This is a genomic window from Dactylosporangium siamense, from assembly GCF_016862795.1.
Lineage (GTDB): Bacteria > Actinomycetota > Actinomycetes > Mycobacteriales > Micromonosporaceae > Dactylosporangium > Dactylosporangium siamense.
The window spans coordinates 13,113-38,776 of the sequence record NZ_BONQ01000060.1 but is presented as its reverse complement, the minus strand read 5'-3'; the positions used below and the strand labels follow the sequence as shown (position 1 = coordinate 38,776).

Genomic DNA, 25,664 nt, shown 5'->3' with positions numbered 1-25,664 from the left:
AAGGAAGGAAAGCTCTATGTCCACCCGTGAAGAGATCGCCGGCGGTCTCGCCGAAATCCTCGAAGAGGTCGCCGGGGTCAACCCCGACGACGTCGCCGAGGAGAAGTCGTTCACCGACGACCTGGACGTCGACTCGCTGTCGATGGTCGAGGTCGTGGTGGCGGCGGAGGAGAAGTTCGGCGTGAAGATCCCGGATGACGAGGTGCCGAACCTCAAGACCGTCGGTGACGCCGTGTCGTACATCGTGAAGTCGCAGGCCTGAGAGCCGTTGTCGCGGTCTCGGGTCTGGGCGGTCACCCCGAACTGCCCGAGACCGCGCCAAAGAGGGTCAGCCAGAGAGGTGTTGTGCTGTGAGTGTTGAGGTCGTCGTCACCGGTCTCGGGGCCACCACGCCCCTGGGCGGGGATGTCGCGTCCACGTGGGATGCCATGCTCGCCGGGAAGTCGGGTGTGTCGCCGCTGACCCAGGATTGGGCCGCGCAGCTGACCGTGCGGATCGCCGCGCAGTTGGCCGTCGAGCCGAGCACAGTGATCGACCGGATCCAGGCCCGCCGCCTGGACCGCTCCGAGATGACCGCGATCGTCGCCGCCCGTGAGGCGTGGGCCGACGCCGGCTCGCCCGAGGTCGACAAGCTGCGGCTCGCCGTCAGCGTCGGCACCGGCATCGGCGGCGCCCAGACCCTGCTCAACCAGGACGACATCCTGGAGGCCAGCGGACCGCGCAAGGTGTCCCCGCACACCGTGCCGATGCTGATGCCGAACGGCCCCGCCGCCTGGGTCGGTCTCGAGCTCGGCGCGCAGGCCGGCGTGCACTGCGTCGCCAGCGCCTGCGCCACCGGCGCCGAGGCCATCGCGCACGCCCTGGACCTGATCCGGCTCGGCCGCGCCGACGTCGTCGTCGCCGGTGGCACCGAGGCCGTCATCCACCCGCTGCCGATCGCCGGGTTCGCCGCGATGCGCGCCATGTCGATCCGCAACGACGACCCCGAGCGCGCGTCGCGCCCCTGGGACAAGGGCCGCGACGGCTTCGTCCTCGGTGAGGGCGCCGGCGTCATCGTGCTCGAACGCGCCGACCACGCCCGCGCCCGCGGGGCCCGGATCTACGCCCGGCTCGCCGGCGCCGGTCTCACCTCCGACGGGTACGACATCGTCCAGCCGCACCCCGAGGGCGACGGCGCCGTGCGGGCCATCGACTTCGCGCTCCGCGACGCCGGGATCGCCAAGTCCGACGTGGTCCACGTCAACGCGCACGCCACCTCGACCCCGGTCGGTGACCTGGCCGAGATCAAGGCGCTGCACCGGGCCCTCGGCGACCACCCGCTGCTCACCTCCACCAAGTCGATGACCGGGCACCTGCTCGGCGCGGCCGGCGCGGTGGAGTCGATCGCGACGATCCTCGCGATCTACCACGGGATCGTCCCGCCGACGATCAACCTCGACGAGCCCGACGACGAGCTGGACCTGGAGGTGGTCACGCACAAGGCGCGCCACCTGGACATCCCCGCCGCCCTGAACAACTCGTTCGGGTTCGGCGGCCACAACGCCGCGCTGGTGTTCGCCCGCGCCTGAGGCCCGTGGAGCTGCGATGACGCGCATGTCCGCCCGGATCGCGGACCTGCGCGACCCGGAGGCGCGCCTGCGTGCCCTGTTCGACCAGGGCACGCTGCGCCTGCTGGCACCCCGCGACGACAGCGGTGTGGTGGCCGGGCGGGGCGCCGTCGACGGGACCCCGGTCATCGCGTTCGCGACCGACGCCACCCGGATGGGCGGCGCGATGGGCGACGCCGGCTGCCGCCGGGTCGTCGACGCCGTCGACGCCGCCATCCGGGAACGCGTCCCGGTCATCGGCGTGTGGCACTCCGGCGGTGCCCGCCTCGCCGAAGGGGTCCTCGCCCTCGACGCCGTCGGGCAGGTCTTCGCCGCCACGGTCCGGGCCTCCGGGCGCGTCCCGCAGCTCTCGGTCGTGCTCGGCCCGGCCGCCGGCGGCGCCGCGTACGCCCCGGCCCTCACCGACATCGTGATCATGAGCGATGCCGGCCGGATCTTCCTCACCGGCCCCGAGCTGGTGCGCAGCGTCACCGGCGAGCAGGTCGACATGGACCGCCTCGGCGGTCCCGAGCCGCACGGCCGGCGCTCCGGCGTCGTGCATGTCACCACCCGCGACGACGCGTCGGCGCTCGCCGCAGCCCGCGGGCTCGCCGCGCTGCTGGGCCGGCAGGGCCGCCTCCGCGTCGACGACGTCGTCGAGGCCGACCTCGGCGCGTTCCTGCCGCCGGAGCCCGACCAGGCCTACGACGTGCGGCCCCTCGTGGACAAGGTCCTCGACGCACCCGGCGTCGAGCTGCACGCGGGCTGGGCGCAGAACGTCGTCACCACGCTCGGCCGCTTCGGAGGTCGTACCGCCGGCGTCGTGGCCAACAATCCGCTGCGGCTCGGCGGCTCCCTCGACGCGACGGGCGCCGAGAAGGCGGCCAGGTTCGTGCGCATGTGCGACGCCCTCGGCGTGCCGCTCATCGTCCTCGTCGACGTCCCCGGGTACCTGCCGGGGCTCGGCCAGGAGTGGGACGGCGTGGTCCGGCGCGGCGCGAAGCTGCTGCACGCGTTCGCGGAGGCGGTCGTGCCCAGGGTCACGCTCGTCACCCGCAGGGCCTACGGCGGCGCGTACATCGCGATGAACTCCCGCTCGCTCGGCGCCACCGCCGTCTTCGCCTGGCCGGGCGCCGAGATCGCCGCCATGGGCGCCGGCGCCGCGGTCAACGTCCTGCACCGCCGGCGCCTCGCGGCCGCCGCGCCCGAGGACCGCGAGGAGCTGCGGGCCCGGCTGGTCGAGGAGCAGGCCGAGGCCGCCGGCGGCGTCGGGCGGGCCGTGGAGATCGGGGTGGTCGACGCCGTGGTCGAGCCCGGGCGGACCCGCGGCCGGATCGCCGCGGCCCTGGCCGGCGCGCCCCTCGCCCGCGGCGCGCACGGCAACATCCCGCTGTAGGCGGCTCTGTTCGCGATCCGGCTCGTTCACGGTCCGGCTTGTTTGTTCGCGGTCCGGCTTAGTTCACGGTCCGGCTTGTTTGTTCGCGGTCTGGCTTGTTTGTTCGCGGTCTGGCTTGTTCGCGGTCCGGCTTGTTTCGTGATCCGGAAGATCTTGTGCAGTCAGGGGTGCGCAAGGTCCTCCGGATCACGGATCGCGGAGGGCGGGTCAGTCGCAGGCGGTGGCCGGGAGGCCCTGGACCGGGACCGGGGAGCGGCCGGGGGCCTTGACCTTGCCGACCAGCACGTCGGCGAGGGCGGACATCGACGCCTGCGAGGACGAGTACGTCGCGACCAGGGTCCCCTTCGCGGAGCGCAGGACGTACGGCGTGTCGAGGGCAACCGTCACCGCCGCCGACGTGGACAGGTCCGAGGCGCCCTTGCCGTAGCCCACGAGCCGGACCTCCGCGCCGCCCTGCTGCACCACGGTGGCGCCGGCGGCGGTCAGGGCGGCCTCGAGCCAGCCGCGCGCCGTCTCACTGCCGGCGGCGGTGACCCGGACCGGGCCGGTGACGAGGGCACCGGAGCAGGGGCCGCGCAGCACGGTGACGGCCGCCGCGGCGCTCGCCCGCGCGGCCGCCTTCCCGGCGTCACCGTTGACGGTCGAGGCGTCCGGGCGCGGGACGGCGGCGAGCCGGAACTTCAGCGTCAGGATGCGCGTCGCGGCCTCCGTGAGGCGCTGCTTCGACAGCCGCCCGGAGCGCACCGCGTCGAGGAGGCCCTTGTACGCGTCGGTCAGCTTCGGCGGCATCAGCAGGAGGTCGTTGCCGGCGAGGACGGCGCGCACGGCGGCCTCGCCCGGGCCCCACTGCTCCGCGGGCTCCATGTTGAGCGCGTCGGTGACCACGACACCGGTGTAGCCGAGCTTCGTGCGCAGCAGGTCGATGAGGACCTTGCTGGAGAACGACGCCGGCACACCCGGGTCGATCGCCTTCACGTCGAGGTGGCCGGACATGACCAGGCCGGTCCCGGCGGAGGCGGCGGCGACGAACGGCGGCAGGTCACCACTCTCCAGGGCGTCGAGGCTCTGGTTGAGCACCGGCAGGCTGTTGTGGCTGTCGACGATGGTGTGGCCGTGACCGGGGAAGTGCTTCACGGTGGCGGCGACGCCGGCGGCCTGCAGCCCGCGCACCGCCGCGGCCACCTGGAGGGCCACGAGCTTCGGGTCGCTGCCGAAGGACCGGGAGCCGATGACCCCGCCGGGCTGGGCGCCGAGGACGTCGGCGTCCGGGGCGAAGTCGACGTTGACCCCGATGGCCGCGAGCTCGGTGCCGGCGGCCTTCCACGCGGCCTCGGTCAGCGCCGGCTCGTTGCCGGCGCCGAGGGCGAGTGCGCTGGGCAGCTGCACCATGCCGTCACGGATGCGGGTGACCTGCCCGTACTCCTGGTCGGTGCCGATGAGCAGCGGGATCCTGGCGGGCAGGCCGAGCGCGGCCGCCTGCAGGCCGCCGGTGAGCTTGGCGACCTGGGCGGGCGACTCGACGTTGGTGGTCTTGTTGGTGCCGGCGGTCGGGTCGTCGGCGCTGCTGGACACCAGGATGACGCCGCCGAGGTGGTACTTCCTGACGATCTCCGCCGGGGTGGCGGCGCCGGCATAGGCCTTGTTCGCCGACACGGAGCCGGAGGAGACCTTCTCGGCGTCGTTGCCGTAGGCATAGGGCATCAGCAGCTGCCCGAGAAGCTCCTCGTCGGACAGCCTGGCGACGAGGTCGGCGGCCTGCTTCGCCGGGTCACCGCCGGGCACGACGGCGGAGTCCTGCGCCGTCGCCGACGGTGACGGCGCCGCGGGCCGGTCGTCGGTGCACCCGCTGAGCAGCACAACGGCGGCGGCGAAGGGCACCAACAGGCGTGGCATGGGTCCTGGCACCGTGCCACTCAATCATGCAGGTGCAAGTCACCCGACCCGGGTGAGCAGCTTCATGGGGACGCCGTCGGCGGCGTGCCGGTAGGGTTCCAGCTCCGCGTCCCACGGGCCGCCGAGGGCCTTCTCCATCGCGTGGGCGAGTGTCTCGTACCCCCGCGACGTGGCGATCAGGCTGCGCAGCCGGTCCTCGGACAGCACGATGTCGCCGTTGGCGCTCGTCGAGCCGTGGAAGAGGCCGCGGCCGGGCACGTGCATGAACCGCTCGCCGTCAACACCGGGGCTGGGCTCCTCGGTGACCTCGAAACGGATCATGGGCCACTGCCGCAGGGCAGCCGCCAGCTCGCCCCCGGTCCCGGTCGCGCCGGACCATGAGCATTGCGCCCGCCGAGCCGACGGCTCGACAGGCTGCGGCGTCCACTCGAGTCTGACCGGCGCTCCGAGGACGCGCGCGATCGCCCACTCGACGTGCGATGACACGGCGAGCGGTGACGAGTGAACATATATGACGCCACGCGTGGGCACGTATGACCTCCCGGAGACCGAGGTGCGTCTTCCCCTACGACCTCGAACCCGGCAACGGTCTGCCCTGTAGCTATGTGCTTGTGGGACTCATGATGACGATGTTGTGCGCGGTGCGCCAGAGAATCGGCAACTCGGGTCCTACGAAATGTCCAACGGGTGGAGCCTCCAGCAGGTAACTCGTTTTTTTGACCGAACCTGCCGGGTGTTACAGTTTTGCTGTCTTCAGCAGTTTCAGGCTCGACAAGGAGTTCCCGCCGTGGCGAACAGCACCTCCAAGACCGCGCGGGCTTCAGTCCGCGCAGGCCAGGCCGGCGCGTCCGGCGCCCTGAGCGTGTTGGGTGAGTTCAAGTACCTCATCCCGCTCAACGGCGGCAAGCACGTCTACGTGCGCAACCTGACCAACGGCAAGACCAACCGCCTCAGCACGGTCTCCGACGCGTTCGTCGAGGAGATCCGGGTCCTGGCGGGCGCCGGCCACGCGACGAAGCTGCGGGTCGAGCTGCAGGCGCTCAACACCGCCCACCCCGGCCACGGCTGGGACGCGACGGAGCAGCGCCTCGTCGACGCGGGCGTGTTCGAAGCCGCCTGACGCGTTGCACTTCCAGCCGCCGCCCGGGACCTCCCGGGCGGCGGTTTCGTGCTGCACCGGGTTCACTCCCGGAATGCTCCCGCAGATCACCGGGGTATTTCGACGTACTTCCGGGTAACAATGGACCATGGGTACCGTCGTCTCCTCCTCCACAGTGAGGCTCGCGGACGGCGCCGGCCTGTACAGCGTGCTGTATCCGGCCGCCTCCGACGGTGCGGGTGCGGCGCGGACCCCGGTGACGGTGGTTCTCCTGCACGGCTGGACGCTCGACAACCGCCTCTGGCGACAGCAGATCGCCGACCTCCCGGCCCGCCTCGGCGCCGTCGTCGACATGCCGGTCCAGCTCCTCACCTTCGACCTGCGCGGCCACGGCCGCTCCTCCGCCACCTCGGGCACCGACGCGACCCTCGAACAGCTCGGCGACGACCTCGCCGAGGTCCTGGACGCCCTGGTGCCCACCGGGCCGGTCGTGCTGGTCGGGCACTCCCTCGGCGGCATGGCGATCATGGAGTACGCACAACGCCACGCGAAGTCGTTCGCCGCCCGCACCGTCGGTGTCGTGCTCGTGTCGACGTCGGCGGAGGGTTCGTCGCGGACCAGCTACGGGCTGAGCCCGCGGCTGGCCCGGGTGATGCGGATCCTGGAGATCCAGGGCGCGGGCCTGCTCGCCCGCTCCGGCGCGTGGCGGCCGCACCGCCGCCTGATGCCGCTGCTGGCGCCGGGGGTGCGCTGGCTGGTGTTCGGCCACCGGGTCGACACGTCGTGGGTGGCGCTGACCGCGTCCATGGTCGGCAACGCGCCGCTGTGCGCGATCGGCGGGTTCCGGCCGTCGGTCGACCTGCACCACCGCGTCGACACCCTCACCGCGATGCGGGGCCTGCCGACCGCGGTCCTCGTCGGCACGCTGGACCGGCTGACCCCGCCGGCGTGCGCGGCGACGATCACCGCCGAGCTGCCCGACGCCGAGCTGATCACGTGCGAGGACGCCGGGCACATGCTGCCGATCGAGCGGCCCGACATGGTCACCGACGCGATCGTCGGCGTGGTCCGGCGAGCGGCGAAGTCCACGGGAGCGGTCCCAGCGCCAGCGAAACGTGAGCCGACGAAGCGCGACCCGACGAAACGTCAGCCGACAGCAGGCCCGGCGCTGACGAAGCGCGAGCCGGCAACGGTCCTGGCGCCGACGAAACGTCAGCCGACAGCAGGCCCGCCACCGACGAAACCCGGGCCGGCAACGGTCCTGGCGCAGCCGAAGCGCGAGCCGACACCAGGCCCGGCGCCGACGAAGCGTGAACCAGCAGCGGTCCCGGGGCCGACGAAGCGTCAGGCGGCAGCGGTCCCGGCGCCTCCGAGAGCGGTTCTGGTGCCGCGGAAGCGCGAGTCGACCAAACGTGAACCGACGAAACGTGACGACGGCGTCCCTACGCCGACGACGACTGCGGAAGCGGTCCCGGTGTCGGCGACCGGCTTCCAAGCCACCGTACACCCGCCCAAAAAATCCACCGATATTCCGTCACCACTGACGAACGCAGCGTGACAACACCGGCGTGTCAGCGCCGGGCAGCCGGCGCGTCGGCAGCAAGCGAGCGAACAAGCGAACAAGCAAGAGCAAGCAAGCAAGCAAGCGCGTCAACGGCAGGCGGACAGGTCAACGGGCAGGCGGACAGGTCAACGGCAGGTGGGCAAGCAGGCAGTCTGCGTCAGTGCGGTTCGGTCACCGTAACGCCATCCAGCGTGCGCACGAAGTCGGCGCCGAGCGCCGTCGCCGGCGTGTGCGTGCCGGGCGCGATCCCGCCGGCGAGCACCCGCTGCACCGCCCGCAGCGACGCGTCGGCCGTCAGCGCATACGCGTTCGGCCCGGTCAGCGTCGCCGACAGGGTGTTGCCGGCACCGTCGCTCACCTCACCCCACACCTCGCAGCCGGTGGCGGCGCGGCGCGTCGTGGACGGGCCGCCCGCCGGGATCAGGGCCCTGGCCACGGCCCGCATCGGGCCGAACTTCAGCAGCCGGACCAGCGGCGACGCGGCGTTGCGGGGCAGCCGCATGTACACCGTGATGTCCCCGATCCCGGTGGAGTGGTGGGCGGTCACGAGGTCGCCCCACCGGGTCGCGCCGACGGTCCGCTCCCCCGACGGGAAGGGCACGGTCCGCGACGGTGTGCCGAACGGCGTCGCGACCAGGGTCCCGCCGACGCGGCGGCGGCCACCGGACGCCGCCTCGCCGAGGGAGGTCCGGGCGGTGCCGCGGCTGAGCCCGCCCGGCGCGTCGAACGCCAGCTCCAGGCTGACGGCGCCCGGCATGGCGGCGGCGAGCATCGCGGCGAGACAGTCGGTCGGCACGACGTCGAACCCGGCGCCGGTGAGCAGGACGACACCGACGGTCTCCGCCCGTGCCGACTGCGCGAACATCCAGTCGAAGACGTCGAGCTCGCCGGTGATGTCGAGGTAGTGCACGCCGGCGGCGAGGCAGGCCTCCACCAGGGGGCGGGCGGTGGCCGCGAACGGGCCGGCACAGTTGACGACGGCGGTGACGCCGTGGAGGTCGGGTGCCGAGAGCGGGAACGCCCGGTGCGGCAGCCCGAGCTCACCGGCGAGACCCGCCACGGCGGCCGACCGGCCGGCGAGAACCGGACGTTCACCGCGGTCGGCCGCAAGCCGGGCAAGAAGTGACCCGCTGTAACCGTTCGCGCCATACACCATCCACGTCACGGTCGTCACGGTATGAGAGGGTGGATGCGAAGACCACCACGGGGAGGCGACTGTGCATCACATTTCGGAATGGATGGGCACGCTCTCGCCGATCTGGGTGTACCTCCTGGTGGGCGGCATCATCGGGATCGAGAGCATGGGCATCCCGGTGCCCGGCGAGATCACGCTGGTCACGGCCTCGCTGCTGGCGGTGACGACCGCGGTCAGCCCGCTGTGGGTGGCCGTGGCGGCGTCGGTCGGAGCGATCGTCGGCGACTCCATCGGCTACTACATCGGCCGGCGCGGCGGGCGGCACCTGCTGGAGCGGGTCGGCCGCCGGTTCCCCAAGCACTTCGGCCCGGCGCATCTGGCGAAGGCCGAGCGGGCGTTCCAGCGGTGGGGCGTGTGGGCGGTGTTCTTCGGCCGGTTCATCGCGCTGCTGCGCATCCTCGCCGGGCCCCTCGCCGGCGCCCTGCACGTGCCCTACGGCAAGTTCCTGGTCGCCAATGCCCTGGGCGGTCTGACCTGGGCGTTCGGCACCGTGTTCGTGATCTACAAGGTGGGCGAGACGGCCGAGAAGTACCTGAAGGACTTCTCCTGGATCGCCCTGGCGGTGGCGGTCGTCGCGGGCCTGGCCACGACCCTGTGGCTGCGCCGCAAGGCGGCCGCGGAGGCCCGGGCGCTGCGCGAGGAAGCCGAAAAAACGCCGGCCACCGCACCGTGAAAGCCGAGAGAACGCCGGCCACCGCACCCTGACGCCGAGATGAAGGCGCCGGCCACCGCACCGTGAAAAGCCGAGAAGACGCCGGCCACCACACCGTGAAGAACCGAGAAGACGCCGGCCACCGCACCGTGAAGCGCGAGGAAACGCCGGCCTCCGCGCCGTGAAGTAGGCTCGTAGGGTTGTTTTTTCAACCCGGGTGCTAGGGGTGGGGCGTTGAACGACGCGGTTCGCGAGTCGGAGATCGCCGCCGAGCAGGCATACCTCGACCGGGTCTACACCCGCCTCGACCAGTTGCGGATCACCGCCGCCGAGGTCGAGCGCGAGGGATACAGCCTGGCCAGGGTCGGTAACTTCGGCGCGCTGGTCGAGCGCGACGCCATGGTCTACCACGCCGCGAAGCGGCGCCGGGCCCTGGAGAGCGAGCACGACGGTCTGGTCTTCGGGCGGTTGGATCTCGGCCCGGACGGCCGTTCCGGCGACGGTGCGGACGCCGCATCGGCGGATCCGGTCGTGCCCGGGGGTGAGGTTCGTTACATCGGCCGGCTCGGGCTGCGCGACGAGACCTACGAGTCGCTCGTCGTGGACTGGCGGGCGCCGGCGGCGGCCCCGTTCTACCGGGCCACCCCCACCGACCGGATGGGCGTGGTGCGCCGGCGGAGCATCCGCAGCAGCAACGAGAAGGTCATCAGCATCGAGGACGACCTGCTCGACCCGGACGCCGCGCCGAGCGAGATGGCGGTGATCGGCGACGGGGCGCTGCTGGCGAACCTGTCCCGCGCGACGGGCACCGGCATGAAGGACATCGTCGCGACGATCCAGCGCGAGCAGGACGACGCGATCCGCTCCCCCAGCCTGGGCGTGACGATCGTGCGCGGCGGGCCCGGCACCGGCAAGACCGCGGTCGCCCTGCACCGCGCGGCGTACCTGCTGTATGCGGACCGTAACCGTTACGAGTCGGGCGGTGTGCTCGTCGTCGGCCCGTCGGACGTGTTCGTCGGGTACGTGTCTCGGGTGCTGCCGTCTCTCGGTGAGGACACCGCGTCGCTGCGCTCCCTCGGCCAGCTCCTGGAGGGCGTGCAGGGCAGCCGGCACGAGCCGCCGGAGGTCGCCGCGATCAAGGGCTCGTTGCGCATGCAGCGGGTGCTGAGCCGGGCGGCCCGCGGTCCGGTGCCCGACTCGCCGGACCGCCTGCGCGTGTTGTACCGCGGCGAGCTGCTGGTCCTGGAGCGCCCGGCGCTGGACGACCTGCGCCGCACGGTGCTCAACCTGGGGGTGCGCCGCAACGCCGCCCGGGCCAAGGCGGCCGGTCACGTGCTGGACGCGTTGTGGCGGCAGAGCGTCGAGCTGCTGCCGTCGGGGCGGCAGCAGAAGCGTGAGGAGTTCGCGCCCGACATCGCCGAGCGACCCGAGTTCGTGACGTTCATGCGGGCCTGGTGGCCGGTGCTGCGCCCGGCGCAGGTGCTCGGCTGGCTCACTGACCGTCACCGGCTGTCACGGTGGGCGAACGGTGTGCTGAGCAACCGGGAGATCGCGGTGCTCGCCGGCGCGATCCGCCCCGACGACCCGTCGGTCGAAGACGTGGCGCTGCTGGACGAGCTGCAGGAGCTGCTCGGCGATCCGCCGGTGCGCAAGCGCGCCGCGCGGGACCCGTTCCAGGTCGCGGAGGGTGTCCGGGAGGTCACCACCTACTCGGACCGGATGGCGGCGGCCCGCGCGCAGGCCGTGGAGCGCCCGACCGACTACCGTGACTACGCGCACATCATCGTCGACGAGTCGCAGGACGTGTCGCCGATGCAGTGGCGGATGATCGGCCGCCGCGGCCCCAACGCGACGTGGACGATCGTCGGCGACCCGGCGCAGGCGGCGTGGGGCGACGCGGCCGAGGCGGACCGTGCGATGGACGGCGCGATCGGCAGCCGGCGGCGTTCGGCGTTCACGCTGACCACCAACTACCGCAACTCGGCGGAGATCTTCGAGGTGGCCGCGCGGGTCATCCGCGCGGCGCAGCCGGACATCGAGCTGCCGACCGCGGTGCGGTCCTCCCACCAGGAGCCGGTGCTGACGACCGTGGACGCGCCGGACCTGGAGGCGGCGACGCGGGCGGCCGCCCAGACGCTCCTCGACCAGGTCGAGGGCACCGTGGGGGTCATCACGCCCACGGCCCGCCGGGACGAGGTCGCGAAGTGGGTCGACGGGATCGACGAGCGGGTGCAGACCGTCGGCGCGCTGGACTCGAAGGGCATGGAATACGACGCGGTCCTGGTGGTCGAGCCGGCGCAGATCAGGGACGAGGCGAAGACCGGGTTCCGCACGCTCTACGTGGCGTTGTCCCGGGCAACCCAACGTTTGACCACGGTCGGAACCGCGCCCTTCTGAACATTGTTCCCACAGTTCGCTGTTCGAGTTTGTTGACTTCTGGTCGGCTAGGTTCGAAGCTGTAGCGCATGCGAGCGCACCCAGCCGCCCTTCAAGGGGGTGTCCACCCGGCCGTCAACTTCGGCCGGGCCACCGGGGTGCACACCGTCCCTGGCGACGTAACGTCTGCGTTGGAATCTGCGATGGGATTTGCCATCCGCGCAGCCGCGCCAGCCGCTGCGCCTGCGAAGGGAACGGCGTGATGCTCGCACAGCAACGTCAAACGGCCATTCTGGATCTGGTGCGCCGTCACGGTGGCGTTCGGGTGAGCCAGTTGGTGCGCCAGTTCGGCGTGTCCGACATGACCATCCGCCGCGACCTGGAGGCCCTCGCCGACCGCGGTCTGGTCGACAAGGTCCACGGTGGCGCCACCATCGCCGGCCCCGGATCCACCGAGGAGCCCGGCTTCGACGCCAAGTCGGTGCGCCAGCGCAACGAGAAGGCGGCCATCGTCGAGCGGGCCGCCAAACTCATCGAACCGCACACGGCGGTCGCGTTGTCCGCCGGCACGACGACGGCGGCACTCGCCGCACACCTGGTCGATGTCCCGGGACTGACCATCGTCACCAACTCGATCCCGGTCGCCGACACCCTGTACCACGCCGGAAGGCCCGACCAGACGGTCGTGCTCACCGGCGGCATCCGCACCCCGTCCGACGCCCTTGCCGGCCCGGTCGCGGAGGCAGCGATCGGCTCGCTCAACGTCGACGTGTTGTTCCTCGGCGTCCACGGCATGAGCCCCCGCACGGGTTTCACCACGCCGAACCTCATGGAGGCCGGCACCAACCGCCTGATGGTCTCCGCCGCCCGCAGGCTGGTCGTGCTCGCCGATCACACCAAGTGGGAGATGGTCGGGATCGCGACCATCACCCCGCTCGACGAGGCGGACATCCTCATCACCGACATCGGGCTCGCCGCCGAGGCACGGGTGCAGCTCGCAGAGCGCGTCGGTGAACTCATCGTGGTCGATCCGAACGGTTAGCCACCCCAACTGGAGAACGAGTGAAGCGCACGGTCACCCACCTCGCCGACGGTCGGGAACTCATCTACTACGACGAACGCGACGACGCGTCCCGGGACGCCGTCGACCAGCGGGAGCTACCGCCCCCGCCCGCAGCGTCAGAGATGCGTCACGACCCCATCCTCGATGAGTGGGTGGCCATCGCCGCGCACCGGCAGTCCAGGATCTACCATCCGCCGTCCGACCAGTGCCCGCTGTGCCCGTCCACCCCGGACTGGCAGAGCGAGATCCCGGCGGGCGAGTACGACGTGGTGGTGTTCGAGAACCGGTTTCCCTCGTTCAGCCACCGGGTGGGGCCCGAGCAGGGCGACATCCTGCCGGGCCTGGTGCCGACCCGGCCGGGCGCGGGCCGCTGCGAGGTGGTCTGCTTCACCTCCGACCACAACGCGTCGTTCGCGTCGCTGTCCACGGCCCGGGTCCGCACCGTGATGGAGGCCTGGGCCGACCGGACCGCGGACCTGTCGACCCGGGACGACATCGAGCAGATCTTCTGCTTCGAGAACCGCGGGACCGAGATCGGCGTGACGCTGTCGCACCCGCACGGGCAGATCTACGCGTACCCGTTCGTCACACCGAGGACCCGGCAGATGCTGGCGTCGGCCCGGAAGTACCAGGGCGAACATCCAGGCGGCAACCTGTTCGCCGACGTCCTCGCCGCCGAGCAGGCCGACGGGTCGCGGGTGGTGGCGCGCAACGCGCACTGGACGGCGTTCGTGCCGGCGGTGGCCCGCTGGCCGTTCGAGGTCCACCTGTACCCGCACCGGCAGGTCGCCGACATCCCGGCGCTGGGCGTGGCCGAGCGGGACGCGTTCGCGCCCATCTACCTGGAGGTGCTGCGCCGCCTCGACGGGTTGTTCGGGCTGCAGATGCCGTACATCTCCGCGTGGCACCAGGCGCCGGTCCGGGTCGACCGGGACCTGGCCTACCTGCACCTGCAGCTGTTCAGCACCCGCCGGACGGCGACCAAGCTCAAGCACCTGGCCGGATCCGAGTCCGGCATGGGTGTGTTCGTCAACGACGTGCGGCCGGAGCAGGCCGCCGAGATGCTGCGGGGGGTCCAGCTGTGACGTCAGCGGCGGAGCGCCTTCAAAACGCCGAAAGTCTGTGGGTGAGCCCGGGCCGGGTCAACCTCATCGGCGAGCACACCGACTACAACGACGGGTTCGTGCTGCCGTTCGCCCTGCCGAACGCGACGGCGGTGAGCGGCACGCGCCTGCCGGAACAGCGGTGGGAGGTGACGTCGGAGCAGACCGGCGAGACCGTCCGGTTCGACCTGGCGGGAGGCCTGAGCGAGAAGGTCGAGGGCTGGGCCGCGTATGTGGCGGCTGTCGTGTGGGTGCTGCGGGAGGCCGGCGTCGACGTGCCGGGCGCCCGCCTCACCATCGCGTCCGACGTGCCGTTCGGCGCCGGCCTGTCGTCGTCGGCGGCCCTGGAGTGCGCGACGATGGCGGTGCTGGTGGACCTCGCCGGCGCGGACCTGCCGCTGCGGGACCGGCCGCGGCTGGCGCAGCGGGCCGAGAACGAATACGTGGGCGCGCCGACCGGCATCATGGACCAGGCCGCGTCGACCCTGTGCCAGGAGGGTCACGCCCTGTTCCTGGACTGCCGTTCCCTCGCGACCGAGCAGGTGCCGTTCGACCTGGCCGCGGCCGGGCTGAAGATCCTGGTGGTGGACAGCAAGGCGCCGCACGCGCACGTCGACGGCGAGTACGCGGCCCGCCGCAGGGCCTGCGAGGAGGCCGCCGGGATCCTGGGGGTGACGGCGCTGCGCGACATCGACGTCGCCGGGCTGCCCGACGCCCTGGCGAAGCTCGACGACGAGACGATGCGCCGCCGGGTGCGGCACGTGGTGACGGAGGACCAGCGGGTCCTGGACACGGTTGCCGCGCTGCGCGCCGGTGACCTGCGCGCGGCGGGGCCGCTGATGACGGCGTCGCACGAGTCGATGCGCGACGACTACGAGATCACCGTGCCGCAGGTCGACACGGCGGTGCGGGTGGCCCTGGAGCACGGCGCGCACGGTGCCCGGATGACCGGCGGCGGGTTCGGCGGCTGCGTCCTGGCGCTGGTCGACGAGGAGGACTGCGACGCGGTGGAGGCGGCGGTGCGGGAGGCGTTCGCCGTGAACGGCTTCACGCCCCCCGACACCTTCGTGGTGACCCCCGGTCAGGGGACCAGCCAGATCAGCAGATGAGCCGCGCGTCGGCCCAGTCGGCGTGGTCGTAGTCGATGGAGCCGGCGCCGGCGGTGACGAGCCGCAGGTTGGTGCGGCCGGCCACGGCCACGTCGACGGCGGCGGGTGCCGCCGCCGTCACGGTCGGGCTGGTCCACAGCGTGACGCCGTCGGCGACGACGCTGAACACCACGCCGGTCGAGGACGTGCCGACCTCGGCGTCGACACCGACGACGGCGGTGAACCGGCTGCACGCCCCGCCGAGCGGCACGGTGACGTCGCCGGCGGCGTGGACACCGACCCCCTTGGGGTAGCTGACCCCGCCGACGGTGATGAGGCTGCCGTCGCCGGCCGCCTGTTCGCCGTTGGAGGTGTCCCGTTCGGCGGGCCCCCAGCCGTTCACGGCGGTGCCCCAGGTGCGGTCGCTGACGGCCGTACCGGCGCCGCTGCCGCCGCAGACCAGGGTCGGTGCTCCCCAGTCGGCGTGGTCGTAGCTGATGCCGTTGCGGGCGTCGGTGATGCGCAGCTCCAGGGTCAGGTAACCGCCGGTGGACACGGTCAGCCTGGTCGGTGCCTGCCCGCCGGTCTTCACGCCGGTGAAGCCGAGCAGCCGGCCGTCGCCGTACACCGCGAACCGCACCGACCCGTTGGTGCCGACCTCCCCGTCGACGCCCACCTGCGCGGTGAACGTGCGGCAGGCCCGGCCGAGGTAGACGTGGACGGCGGCGTCGGCGTGCGCGCCGATGCCCTTGCTGAACGCGGTCCCGCCGATGGTGAGGCCGGGCCCGTCGGCGGCGGCCTGCTCGCCGTTGGCACGGTCGCGTTCCGCGGGTCCCCAGCCGTTGCTGGAGGCGAGCCAGGGCAGGTCGCTCACCTGGAGCGTCCCGGCGGCCGGCGGTGCGGCCAGGGTTCCCGCCCGGGTGACCCGGAACATCGCGACACCGTGTGACGGCACGCTCGCGCTCAGCGTGCCCGACGTGGTTCCGGTGGCGCCCGTCCACAGGTTTTTGGTGGTGTACGACGATGAGCCGCCGAGCCCGAGCGCCGCGGTGGACGTGGACACGGTCGTCGCCGACCCGCCGCGGTTGAACAGCACCGTCGCGACGGACCCGTCGCTCATCGGCTTGGCCCACACCTCGGTGTCGCCGTTGTCCGCGACGCGGCGGCCCTGTGAGCCGCCCCAGTCCTGGTTGACGGCGATGACGTCGGCGTTGCGCAGGACGCCGAGCGTGGTGGCGGAGACGCTGCGCAGGTCGTTGCCGAGCAGCAGCGGCGAGGACAGCAGCGACCAGAGCGAGAAGTGCGCGACGTTCTCGTCCTGGGTCAGGCCGCCGTTGCCGACCTCGAGCATGTCGGGGTCGTTGTAGTAGCCCTTGCGGGCGAAGGTCTCCAGGCCCGCCTGCTGGTCCAGCAGCGAGGTGACGCTGCCCCAGCTGTCGTTGATGTCGCCGGTGGTGCGCCAGAGGCTGCCGCCCACGTTCGGCGCGAACTCCCACGGCGCGTCGTCGCCCCAGTTGCAGATGCTGTAGACGATGTGCCGTCCGGTGGCCTTCAGCGCGTCGCCCATCGCCTTGTACCGCTGGGCGGCGGGCCGGCCCTGGTTGTTGCAGTTGTCGTACTTGAGCAGGTCGATGCCCCACGACGCCCAGGTCTGCGCGTCGACGGTCTCGTGGTCGAGGCTGGCCGGCAACCCCTGGCAGGTGGCGGTGCCCGCCGAGGAGTAGATGCCGAGCTTGAGGCCGCGGGCGTGGACGTAGTCGGCGATGGCGGCGATCCCGCCGGGGAAGCGGACCGGGTCGGGGCGCAGCCGGCCCTGCGCGTCGCGGGTCGAGGCCATCCAGCAGTCGTCGATGTTGACGTACGTGTAGCCGGACGCCTTCAGCCCGGTGCTCACCATGGCGTCGGCGGTCGCCTTGATGAGGTTCTCGTCGATGTTGCAGCCGAACCGGTTCCAGCTGTTCCAACCCATCACGGGGGCGGTGACCGGGCCGGGCTGCGGGGTGGCGGTGGCGTCCGCCGGTTTTGTCGCGACCATAGTGACGACCGTTGATGCGAGCAGGGCCGTGGCGGCGGCCGTCAGGGCGCGTTTCAGCGCCCGGGGACTTCGGGTCATCCCAGCTCCCAGGTTCAGTAGGATCGAAAGTGTTGGATATTGTGGCATACACGAGGGCGAATGGACACGATCGATCGCCTCGGTGTCGGGACAACTTCGGCAAGGTCTCGAACATGTGACAGTTGGTGTTTGGTTTTGGTCGGGTGGGTGGAAAGTCTTGACAGAAAAAGTTGGAGGATGAGTGAATGCGGTACACCCCGAACGCGGCGTAGCTCGCGCCGCGGTCCCCCTCGCTCAAGGGAGTGACCCGAAATGATCGATCTGCGTGGCCGCTGGCGGCCCGCCCTGGCCGTTCTCAGCGCCTCCGCCCTGCTGCTGACCGGCTGCGCGAAGTCCGAGGACGACCCGGCCGCGAAGTCGACCGCCGACAGCTCAGCCGCGGCACAGGCGACGAAGTCCGCCAGCGCCGGCGGCTCGACCTGTGACCTGACGAAGTTCGGCGGCCAGAAGGTCGACCTGAAGACGGCCACCATCGGCTTCTCCCAGTCGGAGAAGGAAGCCAACCCGTTCCGCATCGCCGAGACCCAGTCCATCAAGGACGAGGCCGCGAAGCTGGGCATCCCGGCCGCGAACCTGAAGGTCACCAACGCGGACTCGAAGTTCGACAAGCAGATCACCGACGTCAGCACCCTGATCGACCAGGGCGTCCAGCTGCTCGTCATCGCGCCGCTCAACTCCGACGGCTGGGACTCGGTGTTCCAGAAGGCGTCGTCGAAGAAGATCCCGATCGTCACCATCGACCGGAAGATCAACGCGAAGCACTGCACCGACTACCTGACGTTCATCGGCTCGGACTTCGCCGAGCAGGGCAAGCGCGCCGCCGACAAGATGGCCAAGGCCCTGAACAACACCGGCACCGTCGCGATCCTCCTGGGCGCCCCCGGCAACAACGTGACCACGCTGCGAACCCAGGGCTTCAAGGAGCAGATCGCCAAGGTCGCCCCGAACATCAAGATCGAGTTCGAGCAGACCGGGCAGTTCTCCCGCGAGGAGGGCCAGAAGGTCTCCGAGCAGCTGCTGCAGTCCAAGCCCAACATCAACGGCATCTACGCCGAGAACGACGAGATGGCCCTCGGCGCCATCACCGCCCTGAAGGGCGCCAGCAAGAAGGCCGGCGACGTCAAGATCGTGACGATCGACGGCACCAAGGGCGCCGTCCAGGGCATCGTCGACGGCTGGATCTCCTCGGTCATCGAGTCCAACCCGCGCTTCGGCCCGCTCGCCTTCGGCACCGCCACCAAGTTCTTCAGCGGTGAGGCGATCCCGGAGAACATCATCATCTCCGACCGCGAGTACGACTCGACCAACGCCGCGGCCGACCTGGGCCTCGCGTACTGACCCTCTGACCGTTTGCAGCTGACTGTTGCATCAAGGCCCAGGTCGGGGATGATCCCGGCCTGGGCTTTTCTCTAGATGGGACCCCTCGCATGTCCGCATCGGACGCGCCGCTGCTCGAAGTGGTAGGCGTCAGCAAACAGTTCCCGGGGGTGCGCGCCCTCGACGACGTCTCGTTCACCCTGCGCGCCGGTGAGGTGCACGCCCTCGTCGGCGAGAACGGCGCCGGGAAGTCGACCCTCATCAAGGTGCTCACCGGCGTCTACCAGCCCGACGGCGGCGACCTGCGGCACCTGGGCAAGCCGGTCACGTTCAACGGCCCGCTCGACGCGCAGGCGGCCGGGATCTCCACCATCTACCAGGAGGTCAACCTCGTCCCGCTGATGAGCGTGGCGCGCAACCTCTTCCTCGGCCGGGAGCCCCGCAACCGGTTCGGCCTCGTCGACGTCGCCCGGATGAACCGGGAGGCCGCCGAGATCCTCGCCGGCTACGGCATCACCTCCGACGTGCGCCGCCCGCTGGGCCTCATGGCGCTCGGCGCGCAGCAGATGGTCGCGCTCGCCCGCGCCGTCATGGTCGACGCCCGCGTCGTCGTCATGGACGAACCGACGTCCTCGCTCGAACCCCGCGAGGTCGAGACGCTCTTCGGCGTCATCCAGCGGCTGCACGAGCGCGGCGTCGGCATCATCTACGTCAGCCACCGGCTCGATGAGCTGTACCGCATCTGCGACGCCGTCACCATCCTGCGCGACGGCAAGCTGGTGCACACCGGCCTCATCAAGGATCTCGACCGGCTGCAACTGGTCTCGCACATGCTCGGCCGGCCCATGTCCGACGTGCGCAAGGCCGGCTTCACCAGCTTCGGCGGCGAGCACTCGGCCGCCGGCGGCAAACCCGTCCTGCGGTGTGCCGACCTCAACAGCCGGCACAAGCTCACCGGGATCAGCTTCGAGGTGCTCCCCGGCGAGGTCGTCGGCCTCGGCGGGCTGCTCGGCGCCGGTCGCAGCGAGACCATCAAGGCCGTCGCCGGGGCACTGCCCCTGGACAGCGGCACCGTCGAGGTCGACGGCACCACCCTGCGCCGGCCCAACCCGGTCGCCGCGCTCAAGGCCGGCATCGCCGTGCAGCCCGAGGACCGCAAGGCCGAGGGCCTCGCCCTGGGCCTGTCGATCCGGGAGAACATCGCCCTCGCCGTCCTGCCCCGCCTGTCCACCGCCGGTGTCGTCTCCGAACGCAAGATCGACAAGATCGTCGAGACCTTCATCTCCCGGCTGCGGATCAAGGCGTCCGGCCCGCACCAGCGCGTCGGCGACCTGTCCGGCGGCAACCAGCAGAAGGTCCTCCTCGCCCGGCTCCTCGCGACCGGGCCCAAGGTGCTGCTGCTGGACGAGCCCACCCGCGGCATCGACGTCGGCGCGAAGGCCGAGGTCCAGGCGCTCATCGACGAGCTCGCCGCCGAAGGCCTCGGCGTGGTCCTCGTCTCCTCCGACGCCGAGGAGCTCGTCGAGGGTTCCGACCGTGTGGTCGTGCTGCGCGACGGCGCCGTCGCCGGCGAGCTGCGCGGCGACGAAGTGACTACGGAGCATCTGATGAACGTGATCGCGACGGCGGCGTCATGACGGCGCCGTCCCTTGCCAAGAGCCGCGGCTTCGACGCGGCGACCGTGCGCCGGCTGCTGCCCGTGTACGGGGTGTACGTGGCGCTCGCCGTCCTTGTGCTGTTCAACATCGCCTGGACCGACAACTTCCTCGCCTGGAACAACCTGCGCATCCAGCTCGTCCAGGTCACCCCGGTCGTCATCGTCGCGCTCGGGATGGCCCTGGTCATCGGCACCGAGGGCATCGACCTGTCCGTCGGGTCGGTGATGGCGCTCGGCGCCGCGCTCATCCCCCTCTACCTCGGGTACGGGATGATCCCGGCGATCGCGCTCGCCGTCGTCGGCGGCGTGTTCGTGGGGCTCGTCAACGGCGGCCTCGTCGCGTTCGTCGGGCTCCAGCCGATCGTGGCGACCCTCGCCATGCTCGTCGCCGGCCGCGGCATCGCCCTGGTCGTGTCCAACGGCAAGTACAAGGACATCCGCGACAAGGACTTCCTCGCCATCGGCACCGACGCGTTCCTCGGCGTGCCCTACACGGTGTGGATCGCCGCCGTCCTCGCCGTCGTCGTCGGGTTCGTCGTGCGCCGGACCGTGTTCGGCCGGCGGCTGCTCGCCGTCGGCGACAACCGGGCCGCCGCCCAGCTCGCCGGCGTCCCCGTCAAGCGGGTCCTGATCACCGTGTACGTCATCGCCGCGGTCCTCGCCGCGATCGCCGGCGTGATCCAGGTGTCCCGGATCGGCTCCGCCGACGCGTCCCGGATCGGCCTGCTCATCGAGCTGTCCGCGATCACCGCCGTGGTCGTCGGCGGCACCCCGCTGACCGGCGGCAAGGTCCGCGTCCTCGGCACCGTCGCCGGCGCCTTCCTCATGCAGCTGCTGACCGCGACGATGATCGCCAACAACCTGAAGGACTCGACCGCCCAGATGGTCCAGGCGGTCATCATCCTGGTCGCGGTCTACACGGCCCGCGAACGGAGGACCCGATGACGCTCGTCGCCGAACCCAAGCTCGAGAAGGCCGAGGCGGCCTCGCTGCGCACCGAGCGCATCGTCGAGCTCGTCCAGCGCCAGGGCGCCCTCGCCGTCCTCGCCATCGTGCTCGTCGTCGGCCTCGTCGCGTACGACGACTTCCGCAGCTTCGACAACGCCGGCACCATTCTCGTCTCGGCCGCGCCGGCGGCCCTGATCGCGCTCGGCATGACCTTCGTGATCATCACCGGCGGGATCGACCTGTCCGTCGGCTCGCTCTACGTCCTCGGCGGGGTCCTCGCCGCGTGGGCGTCGCAGTACGGGATCGCGGCCGCGTTCGCGGTGCCCCTCGCGGTCTGCGGGCTGTTCGGGCTCGTGCAGGGCCTCGTCATCGCGTACGCGCGGCTGGCGCCGTTCATCGTGACGCTCGCCGGGCTCCTCGGCGCGCGGGGGCTCATGCTCGCCCTGTCCGACGAGGGCGGCACCACCTACCTCGTGGACCCCGGCGCCTTCAAGGACTTCGGCAAGGGCGAGCTGCTCGGGGTCAAGTACGCCGTCTACCTGGTCGCGGTGCTCTTCGTGGTCGGCATGGTGACGCTGTACCGCACCCGCTTCGGGCAGTCCGTCTACGCCATCGGCGGCAGTGAGGACGCGGCCCGGCTGATGGGCGTGCGGATCCGCGGCACCCAGATCAGGGTCTACGTCCTGTCCGGGCTCCTCGCCGGGCTCGCCGGGTCGATCAACGCGGCCCGCCTCGGCTCCGGCGTCACCGTGCTCGGCACCGGCATGGAGCTCGACGCGATCGCCGCGGTCGTCGTCGGCGGGACCCTGCTCACCGGCGGCGCCGGCACCCTCGGCGGCACGATCGCCGGGGTCCTGCTACTCCAGGTGATCCAGAACCTGATCAACCAGGACGGCGGCGTCTCGTCGGCCTGGCAGACAGTGATCAGCGGGACGTTCATCGCGTTGGTCGTCGTCGCCCAGACCTACCTCGCCAAGCTGCGGCGGGTCGCGTCGGGCTAGCACTCCCCCGCTCTCCAGGGGCACTCCGGTCGTACTTTCGGCCAGAGTGCCCCTGCCGTTTTGCATCTTGCATCGCTGACTCACCGACACAGAGCGCACACGTTGTGCGACTCTGGCGGCTGTGAGACACCCAACATGAACTCCTTGCCGCGTCGGAACTACCCCTGGGAACCCGTCGGCGTTGGGAGGTCAGTGTGAGCGTGCCTGGATACCGCGACATGCCAGGTCAGCAGTGGGATCCGCACCTGTCCGTGGATCCTCGGGAGGCGGAGGACTTTCTCGAGCAGTACTACCGGGAGAACCCGCAACGCGGCGACCTGAGGGAACGCCTCGCCCGGATCACCGAAGAGATCGCCGAAACGGGCACGTACGCCCACACGTACGCCGAACTGGTCTTCGGCTGCCGCGTCGCGTGGCGCAACGCGAGCCGCTGCATCGGCCGGCTCTACTGGCGCAGCCTCGTCGTGCGCGACCTGCGCAAGGTCGTCGCCCCGGACGAGATCTTCGAGGAGGTCGTGCGGCACCTGCGCCTGGCGGGCCAGCGCGAACGCAACGTGATCCGCCCCGTCATCTCCGTCTTCGCCCAGCACGTCCCCGGCCGCGACAACTCCCGACTGTGGAACGAGCAGCTGATCCGCTACGCCGGCCACCGCCACACGGACGGCCCCCACGCCGGCACGATCGTCGGCGACCCCCGCTACACCCAGTTCACCGAGACGCTGCAGCAGTACGGCTGGCGCGGCAAACCCGACAACCCCTTCGACGTGCTCCCCATCGCGATCGAAGGCCCCGGCGGCGACGTCAACCTCTACGACCTGCCCGAGAGCGCGGTCTGGGAGGTGCCGATCGAACACCCGACCCTGCGCTGGTTCGCCGAGCTCGGCCTGCGCTGGCACGCCGTCCCCGCGATCTCCAACATGCGGCTCACCATCGGCGGGGTCGACTATCCCCTCGCCCCGTTCAACGGCTGGTACATGGGCACCGAGATCGGCGCCCGCAACCTCGCCGACGCCGACCGCTACAACCTGCTGCCGGTCATCGCGGAACGCATGGGCCTGGACACCAGCACCGAACGGTCCCTGTGGCGCGACGGTGCCCTGCTCGAGCTCAACCGGGCCGTGCTGTGGTCCTTCGACCAGGCCGGAGCCCGGATCAGCGACCACCACAGCGAGTCGGAGCGGTTCCTGGCCCACATCGCCAGCGAGGAACGCGCCGGCCGGGAGACCCCGGCGGACTGGAGCTGGATCGTCCCGCCGATGAGCGGCGCGGCGACCGGGGTGTTCCACCGGTACTACCACGAGGCGGATCAGCGGCCCGCCTTCTACCTGGACACCGACGCCCGTGAGCTCGGCCGGCGGGGCCGCTCACCGATCGTGCCGCAGGTCCCGGACGAGCCGACGGCGTGCCCGTTCCACGAGCCCGAGCCGGTCGCCGCGGGCGAGCACCGCGGCTGGTTCGGCCGCCTGTTCCACCGCTAGCGGCATGCGGCTCAGGAGGAGACGCCTCCTGAGCCGCACGTCCAGTCTCTTCAGCCCTTCAGCACCACGGTCAGCGCGTTGACGGCCACGTCCACTTCCTGCTTGCTCACCAGCAGCGGCGGGGCGAACCGCAGCGTCGAGCCGTGGGTGTCCTTCGCCAGGACACCGTGGGCCATCAGCGCCTCGCACGCCTGCCGGCCCGTCATCAGCGCGGGGTCGATGTCGATGCCCGCCCACAGGCCGCGCCCGCGGACGGCGGTCAGGCCGTGGCCGACGAGGGCGTTGAGGCGATCGTGCAGGTGGGTGCCGACGGTCCTGGCGTTCGCCTGGGGTTCGCCGGTGTTCAGCAGGGCGATGACGGCGCGGGCGACGGCGCACGCGAGGGGGTTGCCGCCGAACGTGGAGCCGTGCTCGCCGGGGCGCAGGACGCCGAGGATGTCGTGTGAGGCCGCGATCGCCGACACGGGCACGATGCCGCCGCCGAGTGCCTTGCCCAGCACGTACATGTCGGGGACGACCGGGGTGGAGGCGAAGGTCTCGCCGGTGCGGCCGAGGCCGGACTGGACCTCGTCGGCGATGAAGAGCACGTTGCGCGACGTGCACAGCTGCCGGACGCCGGGCAGGTAGTCGCCGGGCGGGACGAGCACGCCGGCCTCGCCCTGGATGGGTTCGATGAGCACGGCGACGGTGGTGTCGTCGACGGCGTCGGCGAGGGCGGCCAGGTCGCCGTACGGCACGATCCGGAAGCCGGGCGTGTACGGGCCGAAGTCGGCGCGCGCGTCCGGGTCCGTGGAGAAGCTGATGATCGTGGTGGTGCGGCCATGGAAGTTGTCGGCGGCCACAACGATGGTGGCCTGGCCGTCGGGGACGCCCTTGACCTTGTAGCCCCACTTGCGGGCCACCTTGATCGCGGTCTCGACGGCCTCGGCACCGGTGTTCATCGGCAGGACCAGGTCCTTGCCGCACAGCTCCGCGAGCTCCTGGCAGAACGGGCCGAACTGGTCGTGCAGGAACGCGCGGCTGGTCAGCGTGATCCGGTCCAGCTGCTCGTGCGCGGCAGCGATCAACGCCGGGTGGCGGTGGCCGAAGTTGAGCGCGGAGTAGCCGGCGAGGCAGTCCAGGTAGCGGCGGCCGTCGACGTCGGTGACCCAGGCGCCCTCACCGGAGGCGAGGACGACGGGCAGCGGGTGGTAGTTGTGCGCGGTCCAGCGCTCGGCCTGATCGACGAGATGACCGGTGTGTCCGGTAAGAGCGGTGGTCATGCGCGCACCTCCAGCGTGCAGCACTTCGGTCCGCCACCGGCCTTGTGCAGTTCCGACACGTCGACCGGCACCGGCTGGAACCCTTTCGACGCTAGCGCTCCGGCGAGGCGGGTGGCGGCGGACGGCAGGACGACGCGGTGGCCGTCGCTGACGGCGTTGAGGCCGAGGACGGCGGCGTCGGCGGCGGTGGCGATGACGGCGTCCGGGTACAGCCGGCGCAGCACCGCCTGGCTGCCGGGCGAGAACGCGCCCGGGTAGTAGGCGACGTTGGTCGGCGACAGGACCGTGAGCGCGGTGTCGAGGTGGTAGTAGCGCGGGTCGACGAGCTGCAGGGTGATCACGGGCCGGCCGAACAGTTCCTGGGCCTCGGCGTGCGCGGCGAGCTCGGTGCGCAGGCCGGTGCCGGCGAGGAGGTGCTCCCCGGCGAGGAGGATGTCGCCTTCGCCCTCGTTGACGCTCTTCGCCGCGTGCACGTCGAAGCCGTGCTGGTCGAACCACGCCAGGTAGGCGGGGCCCTCGTCGGCGCGCTCCGGGTGGCGGAACTGGGCGCCGTAGACGGTGCCGTCCACGACGGTGGCGCCGTTGGCGGCGAACACCATGTCGGGCAGCCCGGGCAGCGGGTCGATGAGGTCGACGGTGTGGCCGAGCGACAGGTAGAGCTCGTGCAGCCTGGTCCACTGTGCGACGGCGAGGCCGGCGTCGACGGGCGCGGTCGGGTCCATCCAGGGGTTGATCGCGTAGTCAACGGCGAAGTACGTGGGTCGACACATCAGGTAGCGACGGCTCATGCGATCAAACCTAGGCGGGCCGAGCTCAGCGTTCCATTGCGGAAAATTGCTTGTTGTCGCGTTTTCCTTGTCTGGTACGACCAGC

21 protein-coding genes are annotated in these 25,664 nt (G+C 71.4%); 15 read left to right on the top strand and 6 right to left on the bottom strand.

Annotation, left to right across the window (positions count from 1 at the left end; genetic code table 11):
* Positions 1-16 precede the first annotated feature (16 nt).
* The 3 genes from Dsi01nite_RS20480 (at position 17) to Dsi01nite_RS20470 (ending at position 2,982) form a co-directional block, all read left to right on the top strand.
* Positions 17-262 (top strand): acyl carrier protein, encoded by a 246-nt coding sequence (locus tag Dsi01nite_RS20480; RefSeq protein WP_203847813.1) that lies wholly within the window; start codon positions 17-19, stop codon positions 260-262.
* A gap of 88 nt (positions 263-350) precedes the next feature.
* Positions 351-1,568, top strand: a complete 1,218-nt coding sequence (fabF, locus tag Dsi01nite_RS20475; RefSeq protein WP_203847812.1) for a beta-ketoacyl-ACP synthase II — start codon at positions 351-353, stop codon at positions 1,566-1,568.
* 16 nt (positions 1,569-1,584) lie between these two features.
* Positions 1,585-2,982: an acyl-CoA carboxylase subunit beta gene (locus Dsi01nite_RS20470; protein WP_203847811.1), complete on the top strand. Its 1,398-nt coding sequence runs from the start codon at positions 1,585-1,587 to the stop codon at positions 2,980-2,982.
* A 207-nt stretch (positions 2,983-3,189) separates the two neighbouring features.
* Here the strand turns inward: Dsi01nite_RS20470 and Dsi01nite_RS20465 are convergent, their stop codons facing one another.
* Both Dsi01nite_RS20465 and Dsi01nite_RS20460 read right to left on the bottom strand, forming a co-directional pair.
* Positions 3,190-4,875: a glycoside hydrolase family 3 protein gene (locus tag Dsi01nite_RS20465; RefSeq protein WP_203847810.1), complete on the bottom strand. Its 1,686-nt coding sequence runs from the start codon at positions 4,873-4,875 to the stop codon at positions 3,190-3,192.
* Between the two features lie 39 nt (positions 4,876-4,914).
* Positions 4,915-5,406 (bottom strand): DUF3145 domain-containing protein, encoded by a 492-nt coding sequence (locus Dsi01nite_RS20460; RefSeq protein ID WP_203847809.1) that lies wholly within the window; start codon positions 5,404-5,406, stop codon positions 4,915-4,917.
* Between the two features lie 256 nt (positions 5,407-5,662).
* On the opposite strand from Dsi01nite_RS20460, the gene Dsi01nite_RS20455 reads away from it, so the two are divergent.
* On the top strand, positions 5,663-5,995 hold the full coding sequence (locus Dsi01nite_RS20455; RefSeq protein WP_203847808.1) for a hypothetical protein: 333 nt from the start codon (positions 5,663-5,665) through the stop codon (positions 5,993-5,995).
* A gap of 127 nt (positions 5,996-6,122) precedes the next feature.
* A complete protein-coding gene (locus Dsi01nite_RS20450; RefSeq protein ID WP_203847807.1) occupies positions 6,123-7,532 on the top strand; it encodes an alpha/beta fold hydrolase in 1,410 nt (469 codons plus the stop codon).
* Positions 7,533-7,695: 163 nt separating this feature from the next.
* Here Dsi01nite_RS20450 and Dsi01nite_RS20445 read toward each other — a convergent pair whose 3' ends face one another.
* Positions 7,696-8,694 carry a saccharopine dehydrogenase family protein gene (locus Dsi01nite_RS20445; protein WP_239136042.1) on the bottom strand — a complete coding sequence of 333 codons (999 nt, stop codon included), beginning with the start codon at positions 8,692-8,694 and terminating at the stop codon, positions 7,696-7,698.
* 61 nt (positions 8,695-8,755) lie between these two features.
* Here Dsi01nite_RS20445 and Dsi01nite_RS20440 point away from each other — a divergent pair, with 61 nt between their 5' ends.
* From Dsi01nite_RS20440 to galK, 5 genes are all read left to right on the top strand, one after another.
* On the top strand, positions 8,756-9,406 hold the full coding sequence (locus tag Dsi01nite_RS20440; protein WP_239136034.1) for a DedA family protein: 651 nt from the start codon (positions 8,756-8,758) through the stop codon (positions 9,404-9,406).
* Positions 9,407-9,619: 213 nt separating this feature from the next.
* Positions 9,620-11,782, top strand: a complete 2,163-nt coding sequence (locus tag Dsi01nite_RS20435) for a HelD family protein (RefSeq protein WP_203847805.1) — start codon at positions 9,620-9,622, stop codon at positions 11,780-11,782.
* Between the two features lie 241 nt (positions 11,783-12,023).
* The gene (locus tag Dsi01nite_RS20430) at positions 12,024-12,803 is read left to right on the top strand and encodes a DeoR/GlpR family DNA-binding transcription regulator (protein WP_203847804.1); all 780 of its coding nucleotides are present in this window, start codon (positions 12,024-12,026) and stop codon (positions 12,801-12,803) included.
* A gap of 20 nt (positions 12,804-12,823) precedes the next feature.
* A complete protein-coding gene (galT, locus tag Dsi01nite_RS20425; protein WP_203847803.1) occupies positions 12,824-13,909 on the top strand; it encodes a galactose-1-phosphate uridylyltransferase in 1,086 nt (361 codons plus the stop codon).
* A complete protein-coding gene (galK, locus tag Dsi01nite_RS20420) occupies positions 13,906-15,036 on the top strand; it encodes a galactokinase (protein WP_203847802.1) in 1,131 nt (376 codons plus the stop codon). Before galT ends, galK begins: the two co-directional genes overlap by 4 nt.
* On the opposite strand, the gene Dsi01nite_RS20415 is transcribed toward galK, so the two are convergent.
* Positions 15,026-17,128 carry an NPCBM/NEW2 domain-containing protein gene (locus Dsi01nite_RS20415; RefSeq protein WP_203847801.1) on the bottom strand — a complete coding sequence of 701 codons (2,103 nt, stop codon included), beginning with the start codon at positions 17,126-17,128 and terminating at the stop codon, positions 15,026-15,028. The genes galK and Dsi01nite_RS20415 overlap by 11 nt on opposite strands.
* Positions 17,129-17,380: 252 nt before the next feature.
* Here Dsi01nite_RS20415 and Dsi01nite_RS20410 point away from each other — a divergent pair, with 252 nt between their 5' ends.
* From Dsi01nite_RS20410 to Dsi01nite_RS20390, 5 genes are all read left to right on the top strand, one after another.
* On the top strand, positions 17,381-18,466 hold the full coding sequence (locus Dsi01nite_RS20410) for an ABC transporter substrate-binding protein (RefSeq protein ID WP_203847800.1): 1,086 nt from the start codon (positions 17,381-17,383) through the stop codon (positions 18,464-18,466).
* A gap of 89 nt (positions 18,467-18,555) precedes the next feature.
* Positions 18,556-20,082 (top strand): sugar ABC transporter ATP-binding protein, encoded by a 1,527-nt coding sequence (locus Dsi01nite_RS20405; protein ID WP_203847799.1) that lies wholly within the window; start codon positions 18,556-18,558, stop codon positions 20,080-20,082.
* Positions 20,079-21,047, top strand: a complete 969-nt coding sequence (locus Dsi01nite_RS20400) for an ABC transporter permease (RefSeq protein ID WP_203847798.1) — start codon at positions 20,079-20,081, stop codon at positions 21,045-21,047. Before Dsi01nite_RS20405 ends, Dsi01nite_RS20400 begins: the two co-directional genes overlap by 4 nt.
* Positions 21,044-22,051, top strand: coding sequence for an ABC transporter permease (locus Dsi01nite_RS20395; RefSeq protein ID WP_203847797.1), 1,008 nt, complete (start codon positions 21,044-21,046; stop codon positions 22,049-22,051). Before Dsi01nite_RS20400 ends, Dsi01nite_RS20395 begins: the two co-directional genes overlap by 4 nt.
* Positions 22,052-22,245: 194 nt before the next feature.
* Positions 22,246-23,529: a nitric oxide synthase oxygenase gene (locus tag Dsi01nite_RS20390; RefSeq protein ID WP_203847796.1), complete on the top strand. Its 1,284-nt coding sequence runs from the start codon at positions 22,246-22,248 to the stop codon at positions 23,527-23,529.
* 50 nt (positions 23,530-23,579) lie between these two features.
* Here Dsi01nite_RS20390 and rocD read toward each other — a convergent pair whose 3' ends face one another.
* Complete coding sequence (gene rocD / locus Dsi01nite_RS20385; RefSeq protein ID WP_203847795.1) at positions 23,580-24,791, bottom strand: ornithine--oxo-acid transaminase; 1,212 nt, start codon at positions 24,789-24,791, stop codon at positions 23,580-23,582.
* Complete coding sequence (gene ddaH / locus Dsi01nite_RS20380) at positions 24,788-25,579, bottom strand: dimethylargininase (protein WP_203847794.1); 792 nt, start codon at positions 25,577-25,579, stop codon at positions 24,788-24,790. Before ddaH ends, rocD begins: the two co-directional genes overlap by 4 nt.
* Between the last annotated feature and the right edge of the window lie 85 nt (positions 25,580-25,664).